General features: G+C 66.8%; 8 protein-coding genes. 6 read left to right on the top strand and 2 right to left on the bottom strand.

Annotated elements, in window-relative coordinates:
* Positions 1-367 precede the first annotated feature (367 nt).
* Entirely contained in the window at positions 368-1,447 is a 1,080-nt protein-coding gene (locus WEA77_RS02195) for a pectin acetylesterase-family hydrolase (RefSeq protein WP_368066236.1), read from the top strand.
* Here WEA77_RS02195 and gltX read toward each other — a convergent pair.
* Positions 1,444-2,781, bottom strand: a complete 1,338-nt coding sequence (gltX, locus tag WEA77_RS02190; RefSeq protein WP_368066235.1) for a glutamate--tRNA ligase — start codon at positions 2,779-2,781, stop codon at positions 1,444-1,446. The genes WEA77_RS02195 and gltX overlap by 4 nt on opposite strands.
* 134 nt (positions 2,782-2,915) lie before the next feature.
* On the opposite strand from gltX, the gene WEA77_RS02185 reads away from it, so the two are divergent.
* Positions 2,916-3,734 (top strand): hypothetical protein, encoded by an 819-nt coding sequence (locus tag WEA77_RS02185; protein ID WP_368066234.1) that lies wholly within the window; start codon positions 2,916-2,918, stop codon positions 3,732-3,734.
* Between the two features lie 45 nt (positions 3,735-3,779).
* On the opposite strand, the gene WEA77_RS02180 is transcribed toward WEA77_RS02185, so the two are convergent.
* The gene (locus WEA77_RS02180; RefSeq protein WP_368066233.1) at positions 3,780-5,438 is read right to left on the bottom strand and encodes an NAD+ synthase; all 1,659 of its coding nucleotides are present in this window, start codon (positions 5,436-5,438) and stop codon (positions 3,780-3,782) included.
* 145 nt (positions 5,439-5,583) lie between these two features.
* On the opposite strand from WEA77_RS02180, the gene WEA77_RS02175 reads away from it, so the two are divergent.
* Genes WEA77_RS02175 through WEA77_RS02160 form a run of 4 tightly spaced genes read left to right on the top strand, consistent with a single transcriptional unit; the run spans position 5,584 to position 7,740 of the window.
* Complete coding sequence (locus WEA77_RS02175) at positions 5,584-5,805, top strand: hypothetical protein (RefSeq protein WP_368066232.1); 222 nt, start codon at positions 5,584-5,586, stop codon at positions 5,803-5,805.
* On the top strand, positions 5,802-5,948 hold the full coding sequence (locus WEA77_RS02170; RefSeq protein ID WP_368066231.1) for a hypothetical protein: 147 nt from the start codon (positions 5,802-5,804) through the stop codon (positions 5,946-5,948). The genes WEA77_RS02175 and WEA77_RS02170 overlap by 4 nt, the downstream gene beginning before the upstream one ends.
* Positions 5,948-7,003: a Rieske 2Fe-2S domain-containing protein gene (locus tag WEA77_RS02165; protein ID WP_368066230.1), complete on the top strand. Its 1,056-nt coding sequence runs from the start codon at positions 5,948-5,950 to the stop codon at positions 7,001-7,003. The genes WEA77_RS02170 and WEA77_RS02165 overlap by 1 nt, the downstream gene beginning before the upstream one ends.
* On the top strand, positions 7,003-7,740 hold the full coding sequence (locus tag WEA77_RS02160) for a hypothetical protein (protein ID WP_368066229.1): 738 nt from the start codon (positions 7,003-7,005) through the stop codon (positions 7,738-7,740). Before WEA77_RS02165 ends, WEA77_RS02160 begins: the two co-directional genes overlap by 1 nt.
* Positions 7,741-7,795 lie beyond the last annotated feature (55 nt).

The following is a 7,795-nucleotide window of genomic DNA, read 5'->3' as shown; positions in this document are numbered from 1 at the left end:
GTCCACCACCATCAGCCTTGTCGGCCGCCTCCTGAAAGTCGGTGAAGCCGAAGAGGCAGCGGAGAAGGCGCAAGCTGCGGTTCCGCCTGCGGCCGCCGCCTGATTGATCGGCTGCCGGATTAAAGGCGTTCGCCTCCCACGGCTTCGCGCCGGTCCCCTCTTCTCCGGTTTCATGGGAGAGGGTCTTTCACCTCGCTGCCGCAAACGCCCCTGGGGCCGCTCCCGGAATGCAGGAGAGGTGGGGACCGGCGCCCAGCGATGGGGAGTGAGGGGCTCCGCGCACCTCCCCATCCCGATTGCCAGCCTCCGCGCCCAGGCCTAGGCTTGTCCGGGCGGCGGCCCCTCAGAGGCCGATGGAGGACTTATCATGCGTCTCGTGTTCACGGCGGCTCTCGCCATGATAATCTTTGCCGGGTGCAAGGCAGCCGAAGGCAAACCGGCGCCCGCCGAAGCCGGCGCGCAGGCGCCCGCTGCCTGGACCACCATCACGCCCGGCGGCGATACACTCTGCGCCACCGGAACGCCTTACCAGTTCCAGGTCAGACCGGCCGATCCTGAGCGGGTGATGTTCTTCCTGAACGGCGGCGGCGCCTGCTGGTCCGGCGACCTGTGCGATCCTTCGCTCGGTGCTAATGCCTATACGCCGCTGGCGGACATGGACGCCAACAATGCCGCCACCAAGGCCGGCGCCTTCGATGCGGCGAACGCCGACAATCCCTTCGCCGGCTGGACGCAGGTCTTCGTGTCCTACTGCACCGGCGACGCGCATCTCGGCGCGGCGGACGCCGCCTATACGACCAGCGCCGGAAAGGCGTTGACCATCCATCACCGGGGCAAGGCCAATGTCCAGTCGGCGCTCGACTGGGTCTACGCGAACTATCCGGGCCCAGGCCGCATCTTCGTCGGCGGCGGCAGCGCCGGGGCGATTGCCTCGCCGTATTATGCGGGCTTGGTGGCCGATCATTATCCGCAGGCGGAGGTTATCCAGTATGGCGGCGGGGCCGGCGGCTACCGCGCCGGCGCTGTCCCTGGCTTGCTGGAAACCTGGGGCGCCTTCAACGACATGCCCGACTGGCAGGAACTCGCCGGCTTCGACCGCGCGACGTTCACCACCGAGGATTTCTTCCGCGTCACCGCCGCGCGCCATCCCGGCATGCGGATGAGCCAGTTCAACAATGTCGATGACGAGGTGCAACAGATGTTCCTCGGCCTGATGGGCGCCGCAGATCCGGTGCGCGGCCTGATGCAAGCAAACCTCGATGAGCTGGCGGCGGAGATCCCGAATTTCCGGTCCTTCTCCGCCTCCGGAAAGGACCATACGCTGCTGCGCTATGACCGTCTGTACACAACGATCACCGGCGGGGTGCGGGCGGCCGATTGGGTGCGCGATCTCGCCGAGGGGCGGGATGTGGAGAATGTGAGCTGTGCGGCGGAGGGGTGTGACTAACCCAGCCGTTCCAGCACTTTCGCGCGCCCGATCAGCGCCAGCACGGCGCCCATGTCGGGGCCGTGTTCCATACCGGTCAGCGCCTTGCGCAGCGGCATGAAGAGGCCCTTGCCCTTGCGGCCGGTGGCGGCTTTCAGGGCGTTCGTCCATTCGCTCCAGCTGGCGGTGGTCAGCTCGCCGGCCGGAAGGTGCGCGGCGGCGCCGGCGATGAAGTCCTTGTCCTCGGCGGCGATGTCTGGCGAGGGCGCGCCGAATACGGTCTGCGCCCAGTTCGCCGCATCGCTCACGCGCGCGCAGTTCTCGCGCACAGCCAGCCAGAAAGCTTCATTGTCCGCATGCGGATCAATGTCCTTCAGGCGCGCCTGCGCCTCGGCAAACGGCATTGCATGGACGAGCGCGGCATTGAGGTTTTCAAGGTCGGCCTCGTCGAACCGGGCCGGCGCGCGGCCGATCTTCGAGAACGAGAACTCTGCCGCCAGCTCCGTCACGCTGCTGCGCGGCTCGATATTGTCCGAGGTGCCGAGCTTGGCGAGATAGCTGAGGATTGCCATTGCTTCGATACCCTGCTCGCGCAGCTGGCCGACTGAGAGCGAGCCGATACGCTTCGACAGGGCCGAGCCATCCGCGCCGACCAGCAGCGGCATGTGCGCCATTTCGGGCGCCTTGCCGCCAAGCGCCATGAAGATCTCGATCTGCGCGCCGGAATTCGTCACATGGTCTTCGCCGCGCACGACATGCGTGATGCTGGCCTCGATATCGTCGACCACCGAGGGGAGCGTGTAGAGATAGCTGCCATCCTCGCGGATCAGCACCGGGTCCGACACCGAGGATGTGTCGATGCTCTGCGGGCCCCGCACGAGGTCGTTCCACTCAACGCGCGCGCCCGACAGCTTGAACCGCCAGTGCGGCTTCAGGCCGGAGGCTTCGAGCCCCGCGCGGTCCGCGTCCGTCAGGCTCAGCGCCGCCCGGTCATACACCGGCGGCCGGCCGCGCGACTGGGCGATCTTGCGCTTCACATCCAGTTCCTCGGCCGTTTCATAGGCCGGATAGAGAAGGCCCATCGCGCGCAGCTTGTCGGCGGCCTTGTCATAGATGGCAAAGCGTTCGGACTGGTTGAACGTTTCCGCCCAGGTGAGGCCGAGCCAGGTCAGGTCCGCCTTCAGGATCTCCTCGCTCTCCTTGGTGGAGCGCTCCAGGTCGGTATCGTCGATCCGCAGGACGAACTTGCCCGCCTGGCCTTGCGCGAACAGCCAGTTCACCAGGGCCGTGCGCACGTTGCCGACATGGATGCGGCCAGTGGGCGAGGGGGCGAATCGGACGATCGGGGCGGTCATGGCGGCAGGGCCTTCCGGGGTTGGGAAAGGCGCTTTCGACATCAAATCGGGACAAAAGCCAAGCGCCTCGGCCACATTCTTGCTATTGTTCTGTTTAACGAGCATCTACCTAGAGGAAATTCCGGGAGACGGTCATGAGATTCGGCTGGGTGCTGGTGGGAGCGCTGCTACTTGCGGCCTGCGGGCAGAAAGACGGGGCATCGCCGGAAGCGGCGGCGCCCGGAACGCTGCCGGCAGGCGCCGATCAGGCGCAGGCGGCACCACCCGCGCGCCCATCGCTCGATTATGCCGCGATCTCCGGCTATAATGAAAGCTGGTTTCTCAGCCCCGGCTGGCCGAGCGAGTATCCGCCGGGCTTTGCCGTGCTGGACCCCGATGTGAAGGTGCCCGCCCGGGCGCGGCCCAATCCCACCGACCCGCAGGACATCACCTGCATCCTCCCGCAGTACGCAAATTATCAGCTGTGGAATAATCCCCGCAACGAAGCCGACAAGCTCGAATATTTCGTGGCGACGAAGAAGGTGCCTGTCACGGTGCTCGAGGACGCCGAGGTCGAGTTTGCCGGCCCTTCCGGCATGGAGACGCTAAGCCTGAAGACCGGCGAGCAGATGACCTATCTGCGCTATATCGGCGAGGGAGTGACTGTGCTCCTGTTCAATGACCGGGAGTACGAGATCAACGAGGGCGAGCTCACCAATGTCACCGACATTGCCAACACCTCGCTGGACGAAGACCTGTGGGTCCGCGTCACCTGCCTCGGCGGGAAACAGGCCTGGCTGATGTTCGACGAAGTGATCGAGGAGCCGGGCATCTACCCCTCGCCGATCACCGGCTATGGCGACGCTGCCGACATCGACCCGGCGGATGCGGAAACCGTGCGCGAGGCCATCGCGACGGACGCGTTCGGGGTAAATGCGCAGGAACAGGAAATCACGCCGCCTTCGGAGGAGTAGCTCTTTCCTTGAGCCCTTTCTCCCGGGGGAGGAGGGGCTTGCTGCCTAATCATCCCGAAACCGGTTCGTGATCGGATATCTCCTGTCGCGCCCGAAATTTTTCCCGCCAACCTTCACACCCGGCGGGGCCTGCCTCCGCTTGTATTCGGCGATGTAGACGAGGTGTTCGATGCGCCGCACAGTAGCCGCATCATGGCCGCGGGCGAGGATGTCGTCGACGTCCTCTTCGAGGTCCACGAGGCCGCGAAGGATATCGTCAAGCACCTCGTAAGGCGGCAGGGAATCTTCGTCTTTCTGGTCCTCGCGCAGTTCCGCCGAGGGCGGTTTGGTGATGATCCGTTCCGGGATCACATCTGCGTGGCTGACGAGGGCGCCTGGCGGCACGTTGGCATTGCGCCATTTCGTCAGTTCAAAGACTTCGGTCTTGTAGAAATCCTTCAGCGCATTGTAGCCGCCGCACATGTCGCCATAGAGCGTGGCATAGCCGACGGCCATCTCGCTCTTGTTGCCGGTGGTGACGACCATGTGGCCGAACTTGTTGGACAGCGCCATCAGCGTTACCGCGCGCAGGCGGGACTGGATGTTCTCTTCCGTCGTATCGGCCTTCTTGCCTTCGAACGCCGGCGCCAGCATCTCGCCAAGCGCGCCGACGCCCGGGGCGATGTTGATCGTGTCATACTTGCAGCCCAGCGCCTCGGCGCAGGCCTTCGCGTCTTCCAGACTGTCTGTAGACGTATATTTTGACGGCATCATCACGCACCAGACCTTGTCCGGCCCCAGCGCGTCTGCGGCGATGGCCGCCGTGATCGCCGAGTCGATGCCGCCCGACATGCCGAGCACGACGCCGGGAAACCGGTTCTTGCGCACATAGTCGCCAAGCCCCTGCATCGCCGCGCGGTATTCCGCCGCCCAGCCTTCAAGGTCTGCCGCGCAGCCCTTGCCGAGGCCTGCAAACTGCTTGGTGGACGGATCAAATTCGACGAGGGCATAGCCCGTCTCGAACTGGCCGACGAGGCCGCAGCGCGCGCCGTGCGTGCCATTGGTCGCATAGGAGGCGCCATCGAAGACGAGTTCGTCCTGGCCGCCCATCTGGTTGACGAAGAGATAGGGCAGCTTCAGGTCCGCCCAGCGGTCGAAGGCGCTGGCGCGTTCGGCCTGGATTGCGCGGCGCCAGGGCGAGGCGTTCGCCACCAGCAGCGCGTCCGCCCCGGCGGCCCTGGCGGCGCGGGGCACGCGTTCGAACCAGATATCCTCGCAGATGGCGAGGCCGAGGCGCACGCCCTTGAATTCGACCACCACCGCCGCGCCGTCGCCCGGCGTATAGTGGCGTTTCTCGTCAAACACCCCGTAGTTCGGGAGTTCCCGCTTGTCATGGCGCGCGCGGATTTCGCCGCCTTCCAGGAACAGCGCGGAATTGTGCAGCCGCCCGTCCTCGCACCAGGGCGCCCCGATCAGCACGGCCGGGCCGGCCGCGCTTTCGCGCGCGAGGGCGCGGATGGCCGCCATCGACAGGTCCACCGCCGAGGGCTTCAGCACCAGGTCTTCCGCCGGATAGCCGAGGATGAAATGTTCCGACAGCACGACCAGATCGGCGCCCCGCGCGCGTCCCTCGGCCACCGCCCCGCGCGCCAGCGCCGTGTTGCCGGCAATATCGCCGACCACCGGATTAAGCTGCGCCGCCAGGATTTTCAGATTTTTGCTCATATCGAGCATTTAGTAGGAGTTGCGGCGCTTGTCATGAGGGTAAGGCGGGATGAAATTTTCCCGGCGCGAGATTACCAACTCGCCACAATAACGTGACTTGCGCAGCTTTGCCGGAGGGATAACCGTGAGCGCTGGAGGCTTGGGTATGAGTGTGGCGTTGGCGGAGGCGGTCTGGCTGGGGCTGGCGTTTTATCTGGGCATTGGCGCGGTGATCGCAATTGGCGTGATCCTGTTCGCCATGGCGCGGATGACACCGGCGCGGGTGCCCGTGCGGGTGCGGCTGCTGATCCTTCCCGGGCTTGCGGCGCTGTGGCCTCTGGTGCTGATGCGGCTGATCGGCCTTCGCGCGCCGGAGGACCGGGCGTGACGCGCGGGCAGCGCCAGGCGCATGCGCTGTTCTGGCCGTTCCTGGCGGTGCTGCTGGCGGGTGTGATCCTCGGCGGACTGGCCGAGCGCGGGCGGGCCGCGGAGGCGCCCGCCGAAGTGGACGCCGAAGTGGACGCCGGCTGATGGCGGCCCGCTTTACCCTCGTCGGCTGGAACCGGTTCAAGCGGGCCTATGACGGCGTTTTGCTGGCGGGCCTTGCGGTGTTCTTCGCGGCGCATCTCGGCGCGGGCTGGCTCTCGGCGCCGGCGGGCCAGCACCCCAGCGAAATCCAGATGCTGATCCGCGCGAGCGGGGCGGCGGCCTTCAGCCTGCTGACGGTCATCCTCTGCCTCGGCCCGCTCGCGCGCCTGAGCCGCCGCGCGCTGCCGCTGGTTTACAACCGGCGGCATATGGGCGTCGTGTGTTTCCTCGTTGCGCTGATGCACGGCGGGCTGGTGGTTCTGTGGTATCACGGGTTCTCGGAGATGAATGCGTTCGTCTCGCTGCTTGTTTCCAATCCGCGCTATGCGTCCTTTGGCGGGTTTCCGTTCGAGAGCCTGGGGCTGGCGGCGCTGCTGATCCTGTTCGTGATGGCGGCGACGAGCCATGATTTCTGGAACAGCGTGCTGGGCCCGCGCCTGTGGAAGTGGCTGCACATGAGCGTTTATGCCGCCTACGGATTATTGGTGGCGCATGTGATGCTGGGCGCCGCGCAGGGCGAGGCAGGCCTTGCGCCGGCGGCGCTGGCAGGCGGGTCGGCTCTGCTGGTTTCGGGCCTCCACATTGCAGCCGGGCGGCGCGAGACGGCGCGCGGTGCAGCCGAGGCTGCCGAGGCCGAAGGATGGCTGGATGCGGGACTGGCGGGCGATATTCCGGACGGGCGGGCGGTGATCCTGGCGCCGCCGGAGGGCGAGCGGATCGCGGTGTTCCGGGAAGGCGCGCGCGTGTTTGCGCTCGCCAATGCCTGCCGCCATCAGGGCGGGCCGCTGGGCGAGGGCCGCATCCTTGATGGCTGCATCGTTTGCCCCTGGCATGGCTATCAGTACCGTCCAGAGGATGGCTGCTCGCCGGCGCCGTTCACGGAGAGAGTGCCAACCTACCGGACAAGGATCATCGGGGGCCGCGTCTTCGTGCACCGGTTGGCGCAGCCGCCGGGCACGGCGCTGCCGCCTTCGGTGATTTCGCAGGGCGCGGCCTGATGGCGCAGGAGCCCTTCTTTGCCGGATGGCGCGATGCGCCGCCGCAGCCGACGCGGCGCCAGATGCTGGCGGCCGGCGCCGGGCTGGTGGCGGGCGCGGGCGCGCTGGGGCTGGGACTTGGTGCGGCGTCGCCCGTCCCGGGACCGGGCGTCTGGGACCAGGGCAAGAAGGTCGCAGTGACCGGCACGATCTATCCGGAACCCTACCTTCATCTGCTCACGGAGGACCTCGGATACGGCGTGCGCGCGGTTTTCCTCGTCGGGGCCGGCAAGAACCGCATCAGTGTGCGCCCGGCGCTGACCTTTACCGGCGCGGCGGTGACCGGCACGCTGATCGAGCGGGGCGAGCATGCGATGATGGCGGTCGACGGGGTCTATCGCGATCCGGCGCCGGGACGGGTGCGGCCGGGGCCGGAGAAGGACCTCGGCGAGGCCGTGCTGACCGGCGAGATCCTTGATGCGAAATGCTGGTTCGGCGCGATGCGGCCCGGGCACGGCAAGACGCACAAGGCCTGCGCGGCGCTGTGCGCGCGGGGCGGGTTGCCGCTCGCCTTTGCGCAGACGGGGCGCTGCGCGGACGGCAAGACGGCGCTGCTATTGCTCAATGAGCGCGGGCGGGCCTTCGGGCCAGAGATCATTTCGCAGGTGGCCGATCCCGTGATGATCCGGGGACGGATACTAGAGGTGGCGGGACTTCGGCAGGTGCGCGCGGCGTTTGGGGATGTGGTGCGGCTCTAGCTTGCCGGCCCTGCGCACACAGGTTCCCTTGAACCTGTCGCTCCAGTCGCCGGTG

Source organism: Hyphomonas sp. (assembly GCF_040882205.1).
Lineage (GTDB): Bacteria > Pseudomonadota > Alphaproteobacteria > Caulobacterales > Hyphomonadaceae > Hyphomonas.
Note: the sequence above shows the minus strand (reverse complement) of the source record. Positions and strands in the feature narration are given on the sequence as shown.